The sequence below is a fragment of the Halalkalibacter alkalisediminis genome, from assembly GCF_028610705.1.
Classification (GTDB): domain Bacteria; phylum Bacillota; class Bacilli; order Bacillales; family Bacillaceae_D; genus Halalkalibacter; species Halalkalibacter alkalisediminis.
Genome location: NZ_JAQQWT010000001.1, coordinates 418,123 through 437,477, shown reverse-complemented (window position 1 = coordinate 437,477; position 19,355 = coordinate 418,123). Strand labels below are relative to the sequence as shown.

The 19,355-nt window shown below is 36.2% G+C and carries 22 protein-coding genes, 1 pseudogene and 1 riboswitch; of the genes and pseudogenes, 6 read left to right on the top strand and 17 right to left on the bottom strand.

Annotated features, from left to right (window positions below):
• Nucleotides 1-21: 21 nt before the first annotated feature.
• The 7 genes from mnmH to PQ474_RS02125 form a co-directional block, all read right to left on the bottom strand.
• Nucleotides 22-1,074 (bottom strand): tRNA 2-selenouridine(34) synthase MnmH, encoded by a 1,053-nt coding sequence (gene mnmH / locus PQ474_RS02155; RefSeq protein WP_273840169.1) that lies wholly within the window; start codon nucleotides 1,072-1,074, stop codon nucleotides 22-24.
• A gap of 74 nt (nucleotides 1,075-1,148) precedes the next feature.
• Complete coding sequence (locus PQ474_RS02150; RefSeq protein ID WP_250095513.1) at nucleotides 1,149-1,364, bottom strand: YneF family protein; 216 nt, start codon at nucleotides 1,362-1,364, stop codon at nucleotides 1,149-1,151.
• 125 nt (nucleotides 1,365-1,489) lie between these two features.
• Nucleotides 1,490-1,948 (bottom strand): sporulation inhibitor of replication protein SirA, encoded by a 459-nt coding sequence (gene sirA / locus PQ474_RS02145; protein WP_273840165.1) that lies wholly within the window; start codon nucleotides 1,946-1,948, stop codon nucleotides 1,490-1,492.
• A 291-nt stretch (nucleotides 1,949-2,239) separates the two neighbouring features.
• Nucleotides 2,240-4,237 (bottom strand): transketolase, encoded by a 1,998-nt coding sequence (gene tkt, locus PQ474_RS02140; RefSeq protein ID WP_273840163.1) that lies wholly within the window; start codon nucleotides 4,235-4,237, stop codon nucleotides 2,240-2,242.
• A 137-nt stretch (nucleotides 4,238-4,374) separates the two neighbouring features.
• On the bottom strand, nucleotides 4,375-4,614 hold the full coding sequence (locus PQ474_RS02135; protein WP_273840161.1) for a DUF896 domain-containing protein: 240 nt from the start codon (nucleotides 4,612-4,614) through the stop codon (nucleotides 4,375-4,377).
• Nucleotides 4,615-4,679: 65 nt separating this feature from the next.
• The gene (locus PQ474_RS02130; RefSeq protein ID WP_273840159.1) at nucleotides 4,680-5,339 is read right to left on the bottom strand and encodes a YneB family resolvase-like protein; all 660 of its coding nucleotides are present in this window, start codon (nucleotides 5,337-5,339) and stop codon (nucleotides 4,680-4,682) included.
• Complete coding sequence (locus PQ474_RS02125) at nucleotides 5,332-5,553, bottom strand: hypothetical protein (RefSeq protein ID WP_273840158.1); 222 nt, start codon at nucleotides 5,551-5,553, stop codon at nucleotides 5,332-5,334. Before PQ474_RS02125 ends, PQ474_RS02130 begins: the two co-directional genes overlap by 8 nt.
• Before the next feature lie 155 nt (nucleotides 5,554-5,708).
• On the opposite strand from PQ474_RS02125, the gene lexA reads away from it, so the two are divergent.
• Complete coding sequence (gene lexA, locus PQ474_RS02120; RefSeq protein ID WP_273840157.1) at nucleotides 5,709-6,332, top strand: transcriptional repressor LexA; 624 nt, start codon at nucleotides 5,709-5,711, stop codon at nucleotides 6,330-6,332.
• 26 nt (nucleotides 6,333-6,358) lie between these two features.
• Here lexA and PQ474_RS02115 read toward each other — a convergent pair whose 3' ends face one another.
• Together PQ474_RS02115 and PQ474_RS02110 are read right to left on the bottom strand one after the other, a co-directional pair.
• Entirely contained in the window at nucleotides 6,359-6,565 is a 207-nt protein-coding gene (locus PQ474_RS02115) for a hypothetical protein (RefSeq protein ID WP_273840156.1), read from the bottom strand.
• A gap of 247 nt (nucleotides 6,566-6,812) precedes the next feature.
• Entirely contained in the window at nucleotides 6,813-7,040 is a 228-nt protein-coding gene (locus PQ474_RS02110; RefSeq protein WP_273840152.1) for a phage holin, read from the bottom strand.
• Between the two features lie 481 nt (nucleotides 7,041-7,521).
• Nucleotides 7,522-7,606: riboswitch (cyclic di-GMP riboswitch) on the top strand.
• A 73-nt stretch (nucleotides 7,607-7,679) separates the two neighbouring features.
• On the opposite strand from PQ474_RS02110, the gene PQ474_RS02105 reads away from it, so the two are divergent.
• On the top strand, nucleotides 7,680-7,994 hold the full coding sequence (locus PQ474_RS02105) for a hypothetical protein (RefSeq protein WP_273840150.1): 315 nt from the start codon (nucleotides 7,680-7,682) through the stop codon (nucleotides 7,992-7,994).
• Nucleotides 7,995-8,029: 35 nt separating this feature from the next.
• On the opposite strand, the gene PQ474_RS02100 is transcribed toward PQ474_RS02105, so the two are convergent.
• Nucleotides 8,030-8,515 carry a peptidoglycan recognition protein family protein gene (locus PQ474_RS02100; RefSeq protein ID WP_273840148.1) on the bottom strand — a complete coding sequence of 162 codons (486 nt, stop codon included), beginning with the start codon at nucleotides 8,513-8,515 and terminating at the stop codon, nucleotides 8,030-8,032.
• Between the two features lie 201 nt (nucleotides 8,516-8,716).
• Between PQ474_RS02100 and PQ474_RS02095 the strand changes: the two are divergent.
• Nucleotides 8,717-9,025 (top strand): annotated as a pseudogene (locus PQ474_RS02095) (tyrosine-type recombinase/integrase); the annotation flags it as partial.
• 158 nt (nucleotides 9,026-9,183) lie between these two features.
• On the opposite strand, the gene glnA reads toward PQ474_RS02095, so the two are convergent.
• From glnA to PQ474_RS02070, 5 genes are all read right to left on the bottom strand, one after another.
• Nucleotides 9,184-10,533, bottom strand: coding sequence for a type I glutamate--ammonia ligase (glnA, locus tag PQ474_RS02090; RefSeq protein WP_273840145.1), 1,350 nt, complete (start codon nucleotides 10,531-10,533; stop codon nucleotides 9,184-9,186).
• A gap of 234 nt (nucleotides 10,534-10,767) precedes the next feature.
• Nucleotides 10,768-12,021 (bottom strand): methionine gamma-lyase family protein, encoded by a 1,254-nt coding sequence (locus PQ474_RS02085; RefSeq protein WP_273840144.1) that lies wholly within the window; start codon nucleotides 12,019-12,021, stop codon nucleotides 10,768-10,770.
• 10 nt (nucleotides 12,022-12,031) lie between these two features.
• Nucleotides 12,032-13,306, bottom strand: coding sequence for a GTPase HflX (hflX, locus tag PQ474_RS02080; RefSeq protein WP_273840142.1), 1,275 nt, complete (start codon nucleotides 13,304-13,306; stop codon nucleotides 12,032-12,034).
• A gap of 238 nt (nucleotides 13,307-13,544) precedes the next feature.
• Nucleotides 13,545-14,498, bottom strand: coding sequence for a stage V sporulation protein K (gene spoVK / locus PQ474_RS02075; protein ID WP_273840140.1), 954 nt, complete (start codon nucleotides 14,496-14,498; stop codon nucleotides 13,545-13,547).
• A 269-nt stretch (nucleotides 14,499-14,767) separates the two neighbouring features.
• Nucleotides 14,768-15,220 (bottom strand): hypothetical protein, encoded by a 453-nt coding sequence (locus PQ474_RS02070; protein ID WP_273840138.1) that lies wholly within the window; start codon nucleotides 15,218-15,220, stop codon nucleotides 14,768-14,770.
• A 483-nt stretch (nucleotides 15,221-15,703) separates the two neighbouring features.
• Here PQ474_RS02070 and PQ474_RS02065 point away from each other — a divergent pair, with 483 nt between their 5' ends.
• The 3 genes from PQ474_RS02065 to PQ474_RS02055 all read left to right on the top strand — a co-directional run bounded on the left by PQ474_RS02065 (nucleotide 15,704) and on the right by PQ474_RS02055 (nucleotide 18,085).
• Nucleotides 15,704-16,702 carry a tyrosine-type recombinase/integrase gene (locus PQ474_RS02065; protein WP_273840136.1) on the top strand — a complete coding sequence of 333 codons (999 nt, stop codon included), beginning with the start codon at nucleotides 15,704-15,706 and terminating at the stop codon, nucleotides 16,700-16,702.
• Nucleotides 16,703-17,063: 361 nt separating this feature from the next.
• Nucleotides 17,064-17,930, top strand: a complete 867-nt coding sequence (locus PQ474_RS02060; RefSeq protein WP_273840134.1) for a permease — start codon at nucleotides 17,064-17,066, stop codon at nucleotides 17,928-17,930.
• Between the two features lie 14 nt (nucleotides 17,931-17,944).
• A complete protein-coding gene (locus PQ474_RS02055; protein WP_273840133.1) occupies nucleotides 17,945-18,085 on the top strand; it encodes a hypothetical protein in 141 nt (46 codons plus the stop codon).
• Nucleotides 18,086-18,108: 23 nt separating this feature from the next.
• Here the strand turns inward: PQ474_RS02055 and hfq are convergent, their stop codons facing one another.
• Nucleotides 18,109-18,339, bottom strand: coding sequence for an RNA chaperone Hfq (gene hfq / locus PQ474_RS02050; RefSeq protein ID WP_273840131.1), 231 nt, complete (start codon nucleotides 18,337-18,339; stop codon nucleotides 18,109-18,111).
• A 30-nt stretch (nucleotides 18,340-18,369) separates the two neighbouring features.
• Nucleotides 18,370-19,311, bottom strand: coding sequence for a tRNA (adenosine(37)-N6)-dimethylallyltransferase MiaA (gene miaA, locus PQ474_RS02045; protein WP_273840130.1), 942 nt, complete (start codon nucleotides 19,309-19,311; stop codon nucleotides 18,370-18,372).
• Nucleotides 19,312-19,355: the final 44 nt, after the last annotated feature.

Below are 19,355 nucleotides of genomic sequence, written 5' to 3'. Positions count from 1 at the left end.
ACAGCAATTTCTATTAATCTTCTACCTTGAAACGGACTCTTCAATGAAAGAAATTAATTTTTCAACACCATCATCTAATTCATCAAATTCTATTATAGATGCTTGTGATTGATAAGTATCAAACGTATACGCATATCTTGGGTCATAATATTCTTCCAAAAGCTTTGCAAATAACTGTTTGTATTCACCTTGGTTCTGAAGAATGATTATTTCGTTTTTAAGACTATGAGTTAGATACTTACTAATTTTTCCGATTGCTTCTTGTATTTTTTCTTTATAATTTTGTGGCTGATACGTTTGATAGATATGTTCAACCCTCGCCCAAAATGGATAAACGAGTTCAACTCTCTTTCCGTTTTCTTTTCCTTTTAGTATGAAATCAGGAATCACAACACGTCCAAGTCTTTTGCTTTCACCTTCAATAATAATATAAGGTGAATTTCCGATTTCCTCTAATCGTTTCATTAATAAGTACTCAAATTGTTTTTGGCTGTTTGGATTTACACCTATATGACCAAACACAGACCCCCTGTGACCTGCTAATTGCTCTAAATCAATAACAGGATAACCTCTATTTTGTAAAACCTGAAGGATTTCCGTTTTTCTTGATCCTGTATGACCAGCTACAATTAAATACTTTCGTTTTCTTTCAGCTTCTTTTTCTAACCCTACTTGTACAATTTTTCTAAATGCACGGATCCCACCTGTTAATTGGTAACACTTCACACCAAGTAGTCCAACAGTGCCAGCCACCGTTTTACTACGCATTCCCCCGCGCCAACAATAGACAACCATACGTCTATTCGGCATTTCTTCTTGTAAACCCTTTAAACTTTTATAAAAAGTTTCGATTTTCGGAACATATAACGATAATCCTAATTCAATGGCTTCATCCTGACTTTTTTGTTTGTATGTTGTTCCTACTCTTGCTCTCTCGTCGTTTGTAAACAATGGAATATTAATAGCATTCGGTAGGCAATACTCAGCAAATTCAGCAGGTGAACGCACGTCAATGTACAAATCTTCTTCATAGTGTAATTCCTCTATAGATATCTGTTTCACTTGAACGGTCACATTATAATCCCCTTATAATTTCTTTTATTTAAAGCAGAAAAACACCTCATATTTGAGGTGCTTGTCCATCCAAACTATTTAGATTGTTGTTTCTGCATAGCTTTCATCATTTGATTAATTTTCTTCTGTGATGGGTTTTGACCCATTTGCATCATCATGACGCGAAGCATTTGTTCATTAAATGGCGGGTTCTTTTTCAAATAAGACATCATCGTCTTACGTGCTATAAAGAAGCCAATCGCAATACCAGCTGCAACAGCTAGTGTATACCCAAGAATATGAATCCACATAAGTCCAACGTCCTCCTTCGTGCTATCTAAACCAGTTCGAGTTTAAACCCGAATCAACCTTATCTATTATATCTTAATGACAAGGGTTTTAAAAGCACTTCAGAAAAATATCATTCTAATCTGATTTAAACTTGATTCATTCGTAAAAAATCTTCTTGTTTCAAGGGTTTTAACCAACCAAATCGGTGATCATCTATTGAAAAAGCAAAGAATGAGGGTTCAACTTTCCTTAAGATTTCAAAAAACAACGTTTCAACTTCATATGTTCCTTTGGCCGTTAAATAGAGTGCATCCGCTCCAATAACTAGCTCTGCTTTAGAGTCTCGTTCTGCAATCTCAATTACATGATTATTTTTTTTCTTACGGTACCCATCTATTTTGGTTAAATCTTGTTTTAATTTTTGTTGTAATAAAAGCGACGGAATGGGTTTCGTAATATATTCGATTTGTTTCCGTAAAATTTCTTTTTGCGACCCTCTTACTTTTTCATGTTCTAAGAATAAATAAAATAACTTGGATTCTTGTCCGTAGTATTGACGAGCAACATCTTCTTCAACAATATATAACTCGTAATGTCTCATCATGGACACCCTCTCGTATTTTTATTTTCTCTAAGTATACGAAAAGTGTATTAAAATGATTGTCTTAAATCGGAGAAGAATCCCACTAGTTTTGTCGAATGACTAAAAACGTAGAAGTAAATCGGGATAATTTGAAATAAGGCATCAATATAGAGCATGAAGATAAAAAATAGACTATATTAATTATAGATACTAGACTAAGCTTTCCTTATTAAAGAATTTAGATCCGAGGTTAGAAAAAATATAGCCCAGTTTTTAAAAAAGAACTGACTCATGAGTCAGTTCTTTTTAGCTTTATTTTTGTAGTAGGACTTTCACTTTTGCTACAACATTCTCTACAGTGAATCCATACTCTTCCATGATCTTTTCTCCAGGAGCAGATGCGCCAAATTGATCAATAGCTAATACGTCACCGTGATCTCCTACATACTTTGACCAGCCTAGTGAAGAAGCCATCTCGATACCAAGACGTGCCTTGACATTAGGTGAAATTACTTCATCTTTATACGCTTTCGACTGTTGTTCAAAGCGATCCCAACTCGGCATACTAATTACATCTGCAAAAATGCCTTCCTTCTCAAGCGCTGATTGAGCTTCTATAGCTAATGGTATCTCAGATCCTGAAGCTAGAAGTAGTGCATCCGTGTTTCCATTGGATTTAGATGCAATGTATGCACCTTTTTTCACGCCTTCATAGGCAAGCTCAGTCGTTTCTTCTAATGTTTTTAAGTTTTGACGAGTTAATACAAGGGCCGTTGGAGTATCCTTACTTTCTAGAGCAACCTTCCATGCTGCAGCCGTTTCATTACTGTCTCCAGGTCGAATGACCGATAACCCTGGCATCGCACGTAATGCTGGTAATTGTTCTACTGGTTCATGAGTAGGCCCATCTTCACCAACAGCAATACTATCATGTGTAAACACATAAATAACTGGTAGTTTCATTAGAGCAGCTAAACGAATAGCAGGACGTAGGTAATCAGAGAAAACAAAGAATGTCGCTCCGAATACTTTCAACCCACCATGAAGAGCCATTCCGTTTATAGCAGCACCCATAGCAAACTCACGAACACCAAACCAGATATTGCGACCTTCATAATGATCTCTCGAGAAATCTCCTAAATCTTTCATGTAAGTCTTATTTGACCCCGCAAGATCAGCTGATCCCCCGAAAAGCTCCGGTACTGTTTTTCCAAAAACATTTAACACTTCTCCAGAAGATGAACGAGTTGCTACATTTGAGCCTGGCTCATATACAGGTGCTCCACGATCCCAACCTTCAGGTAATTCCCCACTCATTGCTCGCTCAAACTGGCCAGCTAATTCAGGATACGCTTCTTTATATGAACCAAAAAGTTGATTCCATTGTTGTTCCTTTTTCTCACCCTCAGCTTTAAGAGCAGCAAAAAACTCGCTTACTTCTTGTGGTACATGAAATTCTTCTTCATGTTCCCATTTATAAGCCGACTTCGTTAAGACCACTTCATCTTTTCCAAGTGGAGCTCCATGAGAAGCTGATTTTCCAGATTTGTTAGGCGACCCGTAGCCAATAACTGTTTTAATTTCGATTAAAGTCGGACGGTCATCCTTTTTGGCTTCCTCAATTGCTGAACTAATCTCATCTAAATCCGTACCATCTTCAACACGAATAACCTGCCAACCATAAGCTTTATAACGATCTTCTACACTTTCTGAAAAAGAAATATGTAAATCACCATCTAAAGAAATATCATTTGAATCATATAAAACAATAAGACGACCTAATTTAAGATGACCAGCTAGAGACGCAGCTTCTGCAGAAACTCCCTCCATTAAGTCGCCATCTCCACAAATCGAATATGTATGATGATCAACAACATTAAAACCTTCTTTATTATATGTCGCAGCAAGGTGACGTTCTGCCATTGCCATTCCAACAGCCATGGCAACCCCTTGTCCAAGTGGACCTGTTGTGGCCTCGACACCAGGTGTATGACCGAACTCAGGATGACCCGGTGTTTTACTACCCCATTGACGGAATTGTTGTAGTTCTTCTAGCGATAAATCATAACCGCTTAAATGTAATAAGCTATATAGTAACATTGATCCATGACCCGCTGATAAAACAAAGCGATCACGATTAACCCACTCTGGATTTGCTGGGTTATGATTCATAAATTTAGTCCATAGACTAAAAGCCATTGGTGCAGCTCCCATAGGTAAACCTGGATGTCCTGAATTTGCTTTTTCAATACTATCAATTGAAAGTGTGCGAATTGTATTTACTGCAAGTTGTTCTACTTCTTTAGCCATACTCTTTATCCCTACCTTCCAAAATTAACTGAAATTTTCTGTATGCTTTACATCATATACTTTATCCTTATTTTCTACAAGCATTCAAGAACTATTTACCCCAAGACAAAAAGCCTCTATAGAAAGACTATGAGGCTTTAGTGCATACGTTTATTTTGACTTATTTTACTTTCTTTTAAGGCATCAGGAGTTACATCATTTCCATTTTCGTCAACGACCGTCACGTTATGGAGTTGATTTTTAAACGAATTACGAAATGTTTGTAAATACTCTTTTCTAAGCGATTGTTGTTCCTGCTCCTCTTGTTTCGTTAGTCCAATTGTTTTCGCACGTTTTGATAATTCATTTATTCGATTTAATTTATCTTTTGATAACATTTATACACCTACCTTTATCAAACATTCACCCATCATACTTTACAGCATAAAATGAACGTTTTCAACTATGAGGAACTTTCATTTCGCTTACAATATTCTATGTAACGCCTATTGACTGTAGCCTTTGAAATATCATATCCAAAACCTCTTAATGTAGCTGCTATATCATGAAAAGTTAACTCCATCTTTCTTAAACGTACAATTTCATCAATGGGCACTTCCTTTTTAATTCGGCCGGCACCGGTACCGGCACCTATTTTTAAATTTTTCTCAGGCCGATACCCATTTTTAATAGCTTCATTCATACCTCTTTTAATTTTACTATTATGTATTTTACGTTGAAATTCTTCTACTATAGATACAATGTCTAGTACCATCTCATCTGCTTCAGACAATGTAAGTTCCCCATTGTCATAGATCGTTAACACTTTTACACCTGCTTTTCTTAACTGATGTAGTAAAGCCGTTTTGGCATGTCCTCTACCTAATCTAGTGTCATCTTGTATGAGAAGAGTTTTAATATCACCCTTAGTCATTTCACTTAAGACCATTAAGATACCTTCCGGATCAACCTCAAATCCACTAGCTCTTTCCTTTATTATATCTACTATTTTCAAATCAAATTTCTTAGCTAGCCCTTCTAACTCAACTGCTTGTCTTTCTAAAGATGTTTCTTGTTCACTTTTATCCGTACTGACGCGACAGTAAATAATAGCTTTATTCATGATCGTCTTCCTTAAATAGACTTAGATAGGCGAAAGAAGAGTTCTCCCCTATTTTTTTATGAATCTCAACACCGTCAATTAGATTAGGCTGTTCTTCCATTTCTGATAATTCATTTATAGGAGCAGATAAAATAATCGTTGTATACATAAATAACAATACAAAAATCGCAGAGAATAGGATAAAAATTTCTTGACTGGATAGCTTTTTAATCATCATAATCACCTCTAATAGAATGTTTGTTCGTATTCATTTTATACCGAACACTCGTTTGTGTCAACAGTTTTTTAGAACTAACGTTTGCGTTACATATGTTCGCATGATACAATTTAGACAATTAGAAAAATAGGAAAGTAAGTGAGGTGGTTTAGGTGTCAAAGCTATCAAAACGACAACTTGAAATACTAGAGTTCATTAAGATTGAAGTGAAAAAGAAAGGGTACCCGCCATCCGTACGCGAAATTGGTGAAGCCGTTGGACTAGCGTCTAGCTCAACCGTTCATGGTCACCTTTCACGTTTAGAAAAGAAAGGATTTATTAGAAGAGACCCTACTAAACCAAGAGCGATTGAAGTACTTGATTTGGATAATGAGTTAACTCCAACTCCAGATAGAAAAACAACATATGTACCTGTCCTCGGTAAAGTAACGGCTGGTTTACCCATTACAGCTATAGAAAATATTGAGGATTATCTACCTCTTCCAGAACATCTTGCCGCAGATGGGAAAGCTTATGTACTAGTCATCCAAGGTGACAGTATGATAGAAGCTGGTATCTTTGATGGAGATATGGTTATCGTCCGTCAGCAACAAACGGCCAATAATGGTGACATTATTGTTGCAATGACCGAAGAAAATGAAGCTACTGTAAAACGTTTTTTCCGTGAAAAGGATTATATTCGTTTACAACCTGAAAATTCGACAATGGCTCCTATTCTGTTAAAGGACGTTACCGTACTAGGAAAGGTAATCGGAGTCTTTCGTACGATTCATTAAACCTAAAAAGCTTGCAACCGCATCACTTATTCAGATGCAGTTGCAAGCTTTTCTTTTCTTCTTTCTTTGAGGTAAATACGAAGTATGAAAGTCATAACTAGAGCACTAAGAATGACCATTCCATATCCTCCAGTTCCTTCAAGTGTTACAATTCGAAACACACTACGTAAGAAAAACATCAATGATAGCACATAGATTATTAATAATGCTGTTTTTTTACTAATTTCAATCACCTCTCTCTTTATTATTACTAAGAACCGTATAGAAGACAAGAATTATCAATTAGATTCTCAATTCTAATCATAATATTCATATTTTTTGGTTAGTATATAAACAACATGGTTTGCAAATATCACCCCACGAAAAAACACCACAACCATGTTGGAGGGTGACTCAAAAGCTCTGATCCAAAAAAGCGAACATGTAACCTTATAACGTCGCTTCATTGTTCTCAATGCTTTTTGGTCATCCCTTTACCTTTTAAGTTAATTTATGCTCCTTTAAGACTTCCTTTTGTTTCAAACCCTTCTTACTAAGGTAGTTGTTCTTCCACCCTGCCCAAATAAAGTACACACCTGATAAAATTGCCACGACATCATTAACAAACTGCTCTGATATCGTTTGATACCCTAACAAATTCAAGACCGCGTTTATAACGGCTACAATTAAAAAAGTAAAACGTGAAATCGAAGTAACATCCTTATTCATGTCTCATCCTCCTTAACCTAAACCACTCTACTTTACTCCTATCTTAGAGCTAGTCTATGACAAACCTGGGTAAACATGACTACTGCTTCGATATAAGAGATGTCGTTGTCGTTATTTTCGATATAAAACAACCTGGCAAAACTTATTTCTTACTTAAGAATCAACCTCTAAGTTTATACATGCGTCCAATTGCTTCTAATCATTAAACTTAAAATTACATGTCTGTGAATAGAAATGCATACAAATACAGTTACAGTAGTTCATTAAACCTTATTTAATTACAATAAATTCCACTTAATCCTGTATACAACATCTTTCTCCTGATTTTGGATACATACATCTTCTTCATTAAAAAATTTCTATTTTTATTACAGTTTTCCCTTTAACACTATGACAATATGAGTTATTATTTATGTATATATACCTAGGTATAAGGAATTGAGATAGGAATTAAAGTTAAGTAAATTAACACATGTTTTCATCTAGAAAACGGCAAACTTATTGAAAAATAAGGACGCAAAGCTAAAGGGACTAACGGGTAAAACCTAAGTCAGCCAGCTGCCTCGAATGAATACTCCTTGTCTAACAGGGCTGAAGAAGTATTTAGGCAGCACTCTGTATAAGGAAAGGAGTTTTAGTATGGAATATTACGAACCTGAATTAAAAGATTTACTTATAACGTTTGAGAAGTTGTTAGCTAAATATCCAGACACACCAGACTCTGTCTATGTTTTCAAAAACTTTCTGAAACAGATGATCCGAATTAAGCCAAAAAGAATGCCTGTACCAAGTGGTGAGATTATGTCTATTATTAATCACAAGAAACCTATTGTTTTTTCAATGCTGAGAATGCAAGCTTCAGATAATCCTTTTCTTTATTTTCTAACCGATATTAATATGAAGTTTGATCAAGCAGAAACGAGTATTAAACAGTTTAAAGCAAAACTTAAATAGTCTATCTACAGAAGAAACCGTTGTATTTATTAATACTAGGGTTTCTTCTTACCTGCATATTGTTGGTGCTTATGTTCAAGAAAAACCTCAACACTAAAAGTGTTGAGGTTTTCCATCTTAATAATTCTGCAAATGAAAGGTGTAATATGATGTAGTACTCTTTGTGTAGTAACTTGAGCTCCCTTCACTTCTAGAACGACTTCTTCTTTAACAACACCTGTATTTCCTTTTAATGACTGTCTTTCTTTGTTCATATCGATGCCAGGACAAGCTGTATTTTGACCGTTGAATTCTTTGTGGCCAAGAACATTACTATCTTTAAATCCGAACCGTTTCATAGCTAGTTTTACTCGTTCTTCCCAAGCTTTCTCTTGAGTGTCAGTGAATGCACTTAGTCCAACTAAGCAAATGTTATTAGAAATTGTATTATGTCCAGCTACTCCATTAGTAATAACTGTTGGATCATAACAAAGTTGAACCGTTCCGTCTGGTAAAATAATTTCATGATAATCACTAGCCAAGACCTTTCCATCTGCCGTGCCAGAAAGTCCAGAAGTCTTCCCTTTAGTTACCGATTGATGTCTAGCGATTTTAGAAATGCGTGATAAAACTCTTGTGGATTGTAGTTATATCCAGATCACCCACACCTTCACCTCATTCAGACAAAAATTAAAGAGCCAACACTTAGACTGACTCTTGCTTCCTCTTAAATTTGACAGTAATGGCAGAACCAAAATAAATTAGCTTCAAATGATGCCTATAAGCATGACCTGTTCCTCGTACTGTGTAGGTCAAACGGAGATTTTAAGCCAAAGAGCACACTATTTAACGCATTTAGACGCCTAACCAAAAGATGTGACCTCCCAGCTCTCCCTATACATTCTCTAAGGCATACACACGCTGTTGTTCTCCTAGAAGCAGGTGCAAGTATAAAATATATTCAAGAAAGACTTGGACATGGCAGTATGCAGATCACAGCCGATGTATACTCACACATATCAAGAAATTTAGAACAATCTACAATAGGCTAATATGAAAAGTACATGAGCAAGCTAACAGATTAGCTTTTTATTTTTATAATTTTTTTATGGGTGCTTCATGGGTACCTTTAAAAACCTCAAGCCCTCTCCGCTTAATCACCCATAAAAGAAAAACCCTCAACACCAGTAGTGTCAAGGGTTCAATCATCTTAATAATTTTGCATATACTGGTCACGTTCCCACGGATGTACTTGCGTGCGGAACATATCCCATTCAATTTCTTTTGCTTCAACGAAGTTTTCAACTGCATGTTCTCCAAGTGCTTTAACCATTACATCGTCTTGGATCAACTGGTCAATTGCTTCTTTTAATGTTGCTGGTAGGTCATTAATGCCTTCCTCGATACGCTCTTCTTTGCTCATTACGTAGATGTTACGGTCTGTTGCAGCAGGTGGCGTTAACTTTTTCTTAATACCATCTAGGCCTGCAGCAAGCATTACAGCCATAGCTAAGTACGGGTTTGCTGCTGGGTCTGGACTACGAACCTCAACGCGTGTACTTACACCTCTTGATGATGGAATACGAATAAGTGGGCTACGGTTACGCATAGACCAAGCTACATATACTGGTGCTTCATACCCAGGAACAAGACGCTTGTAAGAGTTCACAATTGGGTTTGTGATTGCAGTAAATGCTTCAGCATGTTTTAAAATACCTGCTAAGAATTGCATAGCTGTTTCACTCAATTGAGATTCTGTACTTTCATCGAAGAATGCATTTCCTTCTTTTGTAAATAAAGACATATTGCAATGCATTCCTGACCCATTTACACCAAATAGTGGTTTTGGCATAAAGGTTGCGTGTAAACCATGTTTACGTGCAATTGTTTTTACAACAAGCTTAAATGTTTGAATGTTGTCACAAGCTGTAATCGCATCAGCATATTTAAAATCAATTTCATGTTGACCTGGAGCGACCTCATGGTGTGATGCTTCAATATCAAAGCCCATATCTTCAAGCTCTAATACGATATCACGGCGGCAGTTTTCCCCTAAATCTGTAGGAGCTAAATCAAAATATCCACCTTTGTCATTAAGCTCTAAAGTTGGTTCACCATTTTCATCATTTTTAAATAGGAAAAATTCAGGCTCTGGTCCAATGTTAAACGCAGTGAAACCAAGCTTTTCAGCATCTTTTAATACTCTCTTTAAAATACCACGAGGGTCTCCGGCGAAAGGCGTCGGCTCTTCACCTGGTTTACCTGGTAGGTATACGTCACAAATTAAACGTGCAACTTTACCTTTTTCAGGTGTCCATGGGAAGATTACCCACGTATCTAAATCTGGATAAAGGTACATATCTGATTCTTCAATACGTACAAATCCTTCAATTGAAGAACCATCAAACATCATTTTGTTATCTAATGCTTTTGTTAATTGATCAACTGGAATTTCGACATTTTTAATCGTTCCTAATAAATCAGAAAACTGAAGTCGAATGAAACGAACGTTGGCTTCTTTTGCAATGCTTAGAATATCTTCTCTGCTATACTTTGCCATCTTATGTATTCCCCTTTCAAAAAATCATTGTTTTTAGTTTGACACATTAACCGTTTGTTCATGTCATTAATCACAATCTAGTAAACTGTGTTTATGTATTGAACACTTTGCTTTCAAAGCATTCAGATAACGTACTATTACCATGTTACTCGAACGATACAATCGTGTCAACCGCTGTCAGATTACCTTACATCCTACTAAAACTAGTACAAAACAAGTCGTTTTTTGTAAGTCTTATCTAGGTTCGAATATTGAATCAATGGCTTGAAGCACAGCGATTTTTACATGTTCATAAGTAAGTCCCCCTTGAACATAAGCAACGTATGGTGGACGAATAGGCCCATCTGCGGTTAATTCAATGCTTGCTCCTTGGATAAACGTACCAGCAGCCATAATAACAGGATCTTCATACCCTGGCATTGGGCTGGGCTGGGGAGAAACATGAGCATTTACTGGTGAAGCTGTTTGAATGGCTTGGCAAAAAGCAATCATTTTTTCAGATGTTGGAAAATGAACAGATTGAATGAGATCGGTTCGTCTCTCCTCTGCGTTTGGTGACGTACTCATCCCTACTTTTTCTAACATAGCGGCAGTGAAAACAGCTCCTTTTAATGCCTGTGAAACAACATGCGGTGCTAAGAAAAAGCCTTGATACATTTCTAGAAGGCTGTAGAGACTCGCTCCACCTTCAGCACCGATTCCAGGGGCTGCTAATCGGTATGAAGAAAGTTCAACCAACTCTTTTTTCCCTACAATATATCCACCTGTTTTTACAATGCCTCCACCAGGATTCTTAATTAAAGATCCTGCCATTAAATCGGCTCCCACTTCACATGGTTCCCTCGTTTCTACAAATTCTCCGTAGCAATTATCGACAAATACAACTACATCTTCTTTTATGGACCGTACAAATGAAATCATTCTTTCAATTTGGTCAATTGTATAAGATGGACGATCGCCATACCCCTTAGAGCGCTGAATCCCAATCATCTTTGTGTTTTCATTTATTTTACTTCGAATAGACTGTTCATCAATCCATCCTGACTCAAGTAATGGAACAGCTTCATACCCGATATGGAATTCCTTTAAAGAACCATTTCCATTTCCGCGGATCCCCACAATCTCTTCTAACGTGTCATATGGTTTTCCCGTTATATACAATAATTCATCTCCAGGTCTTAAAACGCCAAATAGAGCTGTAGCAATGGCATGTGTCCCTGAAATGATTTGTGGACGGACAAGAGCTGCCTCTCCTCCGAACACCTCAGCATAAATGGACTCAAGGGTATCACGTCCAACATCGTCATAACCATAACCTGTTGAAGGTGTAAAATGGAAATCGGCTACTTGGTGACTACGAAAAGCCGACATAACTTTAGCTTGATTTGATAACGCGATTTCTTCTATTTCCTGATGATGTTCTCTGATTTCTCGCTCTACTTCTTTTGTTATTTCACTTAGTTCATTTTCGTGCTTTAATTTCAGCATTCATTTCCCTCTACTTTCGCTTTACAATCGTTCGAATCGCCAATTCATGTCCCAACGCCGTATCTGGTAAGACATAACCACGAACTTCATAATGTTCGGTTTCTTCAATCCAATCTTGTTTTTTAATTAACGTTGTTTCACGACATCTTGAAAGCAGGCTTCCCTCATCTGCTTTTAAAAGAACGTGATATTCCTTCATCTGTTCTATCAACTTTTCTTCTATCGCATGCTTTAAGCTATCTAAATCGTCCGGATCAAAAGCACTAATTTCAATGGAATCTTCCTCGTGCGAAGGGAAAAAATCAGGATCTTTCTGTTCACTTTTATTGTACACGATTAATTGCGGGATTTGTTCTGCATCTAATTCTCTAATAAGTTGTTTAACCGTTTTTTCATGTCGAATATAATTAGAATTTGAACTATCCACTACGTGCAAAAGCATGTTCGCTTCTTGTAGCTCTTCTAGTGTTGACCGGAACGCCGCAACAAGAGTAGTCGGTAAATCTTGAATAAATCCAACTGTATCAGATAGTAGTACTTTCATGCCGCTAGGTAAGTTAAACTGCCTCGTTGTTGGATCAAGAGTAGCAAACAATTGATTTTCTTCAAGTGTCACCACTTCAGCTAGTCGGTTTAAAATTGTTGATTTTCCAGCATTCGTATAACCAACAATGGCCACTTGAAACGCTTCATTTTGCTTACGGCGTTCGCGGTAGCGTTGACGATGACCGACTACAGCTTCAAGTTGATGCCTAATTTCATCCATCCTTCTACGAATGTGACGGCGATCCGTTTCAAGTTGAGTTTCCCCTGGTCCTTTTGAACCGATCCCACCACCTTGACGGGAAAGAGCTAAACCTTGTCCTGCGAGTCGTGGTAAAAGATAAGAAAGTTGCGCAAGCTCTACTTGTAATTTTCCTTCTTTTGATCTTGCTCGCTGCGCAAAAATATCAAGAATCAATTGGGTTCGGTCGACAACGGTTATCTTTGTTCTTGTATGAACATTACGGATTTGGCTTGGGGATAATTCATCATTAAAAACAATGGTATCCACTTTTTTCTCGTCAATCAAAACCTGAAGTTCTTCTACTTTACCTCTACCTATATATGTAGACGGTTCAACCTTCTGTCGCTTTTGTGTCATCGTTCCAACTACGGTACCTTTAGCCGTTTCAACAAGGCTTTTCAACTCATCCATTGACCTTTCGAAAGCTAGATCATCATTATCCAATTGACATCCTACTAAGACGACATTTTCCGTCTCTCTATGATTTATTTCTTGCAAGTAAGTCACATCCTTCGTTTACCGTTCTTTCATTACTATTTGTCCTTGTGTTCATTTCATACGCATCATACCATGAACATATAAAAAATAGAAAAGATCATCCCTTAAAACAACAAATTTGATGTACATTTGCTCACACTCTTAATACCACTTTTTGGTTGAACACATAATAAGCACACCTTTATGAATGAAAGATGTGCTATCATTTTGATTATTTAGCTTTTTGTTTTGCGGGTAGTTAATTTAATTTAACATGCGAAGAATTAAAATTGAAATCCTCCCGTCTCATCGTCAAAAGGGCCTCTTTATCAAATCGATTTTCTTTAAGTAATCGAACAGCTTGCATTCTAATCGCTTCTTCGATGATATTTCTAATATAGCGACCATTACTAAAAGTCCTTTCTTGTTCTTGTCTAATTTTTCTTATATGCTCTTTTATATGAAACTCGCCATCTTTAGTTAATTCATATTCCCTTTCCCTCAGCATCCGTCGCACCATTTCCATTAATTGCTCGGTTGTATAATTCGGAAAATCAATCGAGATTGGAAACCGAGAAGGAAGTCCTGGATTAAGGGACAAGAAATACTCCATTTCTTTAGAATAGCCCGCTAGTATTAATACAAAATCATGCTGGTGATCTTCCATTGCTTTCACTAACGTATCAATTGCTTCTTTCCCGAAATCTTTCTCCCCACCTCTTGCTAACGAATAGGCCTCATCAATAAATAATACTCCACCACTTGCTTTTTTTAGGACATCTCTTGTTTTTTGAGCTGTGTGGCCAATGTATTCTCCAACTAAATCCGCACGCTCGACTTCCATAAAATGACCTTTTGATAAAATCCCCATTTCATGAAGGAAATTCGCTATAATTCTAGCAACAGTTGTTTTCCCTGTACCAGGATTCCCTTTGAAGATCATATGAAGAACTTGCTTACTTGCTCTCAAGCCCATCTCTTCTCGACGTTGATTAATATAGAGCCAAGCGTATATCTCATTGACTAGCCGCTTTACTTCTTCAAGTCCTACGTAGTCTTCTAGTTTTTTTTCGAACCGCGTTAGAATGTCATGTTCTTCCTTTTCTTGATCTGTGGAAAATAATGAATCCTTCTGGCTTAATCTGTCGTCTTGTTTATGATTCAGTACAACGTTAATTCTACCTCTTTTTTTGGAATTAACCGGGTTACTCATTTGATGTACACCCCTTTGCTGTTCCGTCTAATACCAAGGTAATATCTCCTTTTACTATACGCAAAAATGGGCGAACATGTGACAAACACCCATCTCAAAATTCCCACTATTATTTCTTACTATATGTACCATCTTACGCACTAAAAAAAGGAAGGATGACTAATTTTAGCACCTTCCTCCATTCTACGAATTAAATCTGCTGATTTATTTAGAATTAGTCGCTTTGATTTGAATAAGCCAACTGATTAACCAGTTGGCTCTTCACTCTCTTATCTTCTTTGGTCAACATAAGATTGAACTGCATACATGAGAATGGATTTAACCAAAAAGCATAGCGATAGCTGAAATTTATTCATTTCAACGAGTGTGACATACCGTATACGTGTAAACCATCTTAGTAAAACATAAACAAAAAAAGAATCAACGATAAAATTTATGAACATATAAAGCCAAAATCGACCGTAAGTAAATTTAAATATCCACAATGAACCAATAAAAAATGGACTGACAGTTAGAGGGATGATACCAGTCACATTTGGCTTTAATTTTTGATAGAACCACCACCAATTTCTTTTTTGTGCTATTGTTCCTTCTCCCAACAAAAACAAACTCATAAATAGTGCACCAGGCCAGAATTTTCTTATCGTTCTCTTCCCTATAAATGGAAATGTCAACCATGGGATAATCATTATTGCTAAGATGAGAGGCTTCTTATTTTTCAACTCATGTCAGTCCTTTTTTCTTTACTTTGCCTTCGGTAAATCGTGTTATGCACTTCATTCACCTTTAATACCTTATACATTTCGTGATAAATATTATACTTTTGTTCAAAGTTATTTAAGAAATAACTATTTATGTTTTACAATTAATTCTTCTCACAATGTAAAATAAAACCCTTGCTATGAAACGCGTTTCATCATTTAAGCTAAAAAAGTAAAAAAGAGCTGATGGGAGGCACGGTTTATGGCAATCGTTATGGGTATCTTTTATCTTTTTCTTTTATGTTTGATCATTTTATTCTTTGCATCTTTCATCACTTCTCAATACGAGACTAAAAAGACAAACATAAAGAAAGATCCGTACAGCTATTTATTTGATGTATATAGCAAATGAAAGAACAACTTGAGTTTTTCAAGTTGTTTTTTTCATTTGCAGGAATTACAAAAAAAACATCTAACTGTAACTATAGGAAGGGAGTGTGTTCAATGGAGTATATGTTTCCACCATTTATTGAAAACTACATTAACGAACTTACACGTAAAGGTCGGAAAAGCTCTACAATAAAACGCTATATGTATGATATAAATGATTTTGCTTACTGGTTGCATAAAAAACGAGCAACAACGGAGGAAATTAATTGGAAATCAATATCGAGAGAAGAACTAGAACTTTTCTTCAATGAATTAATAGAAAAACGAAATTACCATGTACGAACGATCAGGCGTATTCACAGTGTTTTAAAACAAATCGCCAGCTACCAAAAATCAATTGGTCAAAGTGAACTGAAGTCAATCGAAGACATAGCACCTCCAGAACTGAATTATAGCCTATTAGAAGAATCAGAATGGATCACTCTAAGGGAGGCACAACAGTTATTTAAAACCCTTTCTTCAACAATCGGATTATCAGAACAACAGATAGAGACCTTCCCTTTCTATAAAGAGAGAAATATTTTAATTGTTCGTTTGTTCTTACACTACGGGCTCACCTTGCATGAAGTCCATAACCTTTCCATGAATGATATTATTTTCGAACGTAATCAAATCAAAGTTGAACAAGAAGAACTAGTAAGATATATTCAACTTAACGAAAAAGATAAGCAACTTGCTTATTCCTATTTTAAAACGATTCCTGAACCTGTTCGCCCACGCTATTACAGTAATGATCCTTTTATAGTGGCCTTTGATTTTAAACGAAAGACCTTTCACTGGTCATATGAGTTAGATCAACCAAAAAGGATGTCCATGATTGCGATACAGAAAATGCTCAGAGTAGAAGTGAAGCGAGCTCAATTAAGAAAAGGCATTAGTGCTCAAACCCTTAGAAATACGTTTATTCTTTCAACTCTTTTAAAAGAAATTTCTTCTGATGAACTTATGCAACGTATTGGTTATACAACTCCTTTGTCTTTAAAGCGCTATATAGATACTGTAAATTCACTAAAAATAAATCAAATGAAACTTCTCCTAGCGAACGGGGCGTAAAAGCCCCTTTTATGTGAAAAATAAATCCATTTTTTGATGGAATAGATTGACAGATACAAAAAATGGATATATGATCATTACATCAAGATAATTAGATTAACTATTTTATCTTCAAACACTTTGTAAGTCGCTAAATTTTGATTTCAATATCAATTTTTCTTGATATTAAAATCAAAATAATTTGTTTTATAAAGGGGAGGTGTGTGATCCATGTATTTACAAAATGAGCTTATAGCCAATCAAAGAAAAAAGAGATCGAGGAAATCGCTCAGGAGGCTTGGAAACAAAATCATACTACACAGTCATATAAATCTCTTCTTCAAGCATTAGTAGCTTTACTAAACCTATAGGAGGTATGAATATGTGGATGGAAACAATGAAAAGTTTTTTATTTATTGCTTTAGAGTTAACGTTTTTATTCATGGTCATTTCATTTGTGATTAGCCTAGTCCAAGGATATATTCCTTATAAGAAAATTGAAAACAAATTGGCGGGGAAAAACAAATTGCTTGCTGCTTTTGCAGCGATTGCGTTTGCCTTTATTACGCCTTTTTGTTCTTGCTCAACGATACCCATTGTTGTCAATATGCTTAAGAAGAAAATGCCATTTGGAATCGTGATGATCTTTTTGTTCGCCTCTCCTGTTTTAGACCCGACTATCTTAACGATCATGGGTGTGATTCTAGGCTGGAAGGTAACCATTCTCTATTCCGTTGTAACAATCGTCTCTTCTATTGTGATTGGCTTTACACTTGAAGCACTAGGCTTTGAAAGATTTGTAAAAAACATCGTGATGAAAGGGTTCGAAGAACAAACGAGCTCCTTCAATCTCAAGCAAGCCTTCAAAGAGACTTTTGATTTAATGAAAAGTGTGTACCCCTATTTATTACTTGGTTCTGCTATTGGTGCTATTATTCATGGTTTAGTACCAACAGAATGGATCACCAGTACGTTCGGGACGGAGCATTGGTGGTTGATTCCTATTGCAGCTATCATTGGAGTACCTCTTTATATTCGACTATCTAGCATGATCCCTATCTCACAAGTTCTTATATTAAAAGGAATGGCATTAGGTCCAGCAATGGCAATGATGATCAGTTCAGCAGGTGCGAGCTTACCAGAAGTTATTCTTTTAAAATCAATCTTTAAAAAAGAATTAGTGATTACTTTTATTCTCTCCGTCATTACCATGTCAACCGTTTCAGGATTTATCTTTCATTTAATTTAAAAGGAGCGATCCACATGTTTTCTTTTTTCAAAAGAAAATCAGATAAAAAAAAGGCTTGCTGCCAAATTGTTATAGAAGAGGTCAAACAAGAGTATTGTACCAAAAAGGAAGATGATAGCATTGCGAAAGAAATAAAAGAAGACTCCAAAGGTTAGAGCTACCTTTGGAGTTTCGCTTCTTATGCTTCTTCCGTTTTCAACTGAATATTTCGTTGTGGTGCAAATGTTGAAATCGCATGTTTGTAAACGAGTTGCTGCTTACCCTCTGTTTCTAAAATCACTGTAAAGTTATCAAATCCTTTGATTAAACCTCGAATTTGAAATCCATTTGTTAAAAAGACGGTAACTGAGATGTTATCTTTACGTAATTGATTTAAAAATTGGTCTTGAATATTAATAGGTTGTTTCATCGGGGTGTCCTCCTCTAATTGACTCTCTCTTTATTTCGATATAAAAGGGATTTTTCCTTCAATAAATAAACAAATATCGTGAAAATTTTGTTCATCTAACCCATCGGTCACGTCGAACCATGTGGTTTCCGTCTTATTTCGAAACCAAGTTAATTGTCTTTTGGCATATCTTCGTGAATTTTGCTTTAATGTTTCAACTGCTTCTTCTAATGTACTGTGACCATCAAAATACTCAAAGAGCTCTTTATAACCGATCGCTTGTACAGACTGACAACTTCTTAAACCACTATCGTATAATTTTCTGGCTTCCTCTAATAAACCTTGGTCCATCATTAAGTTAACTCGTTGATTAATTCGGTCATACAACTTAATGCGGTCCATCGTCAGTCCAATCATAACAACCTCATACGGCGATTCTATATCTTCTTCAGTCTGTTGTTGTGAAAATGGCATTCCGGTTGCTTTTGTAACCTCAAGTGCACGTATAACTCGTCGAACATTATTTGGATGAATCAACTCTGCCGCTTTTTCATCCACTTTTTCTAAAAGCTTATGTAATTCATTTGGACCTACTTCTTTAACAAGTTGTTCGAGCTCTTGTCGATATTCTTCATCTGTTGGCATAGACTCAAACCCATACTTTTTTGTAATTGCATTAACATAAAGTCCTGTTCCCCCTACTAGTAGAGGAATTTTTCCTTTATGATTAATCTCAGAGATTAAAGGAATGCATCTTTCCTGAAATTCTGCAACTGAAAAGGGATCTTCAGGTTTTTTAATATCTATCAGGTGATGTGGAATTCCCTTTTGCTCTTCCTTCGTGACTTTAGCGGTGCCTATATCCATCCCTTTATACACTTGCATGGAATCTCCACTAATAACTTCACCTTGATAGTTTGTTGCAAGCTTTACACCTAGAGCGGTTTTTCCAACAGCGGTTGGACCTACAATGACTATTAACTTTTCTTTCATCATCTTCTCCCTATTTTCATAAATTCAAACATTGGTTGAGCTTT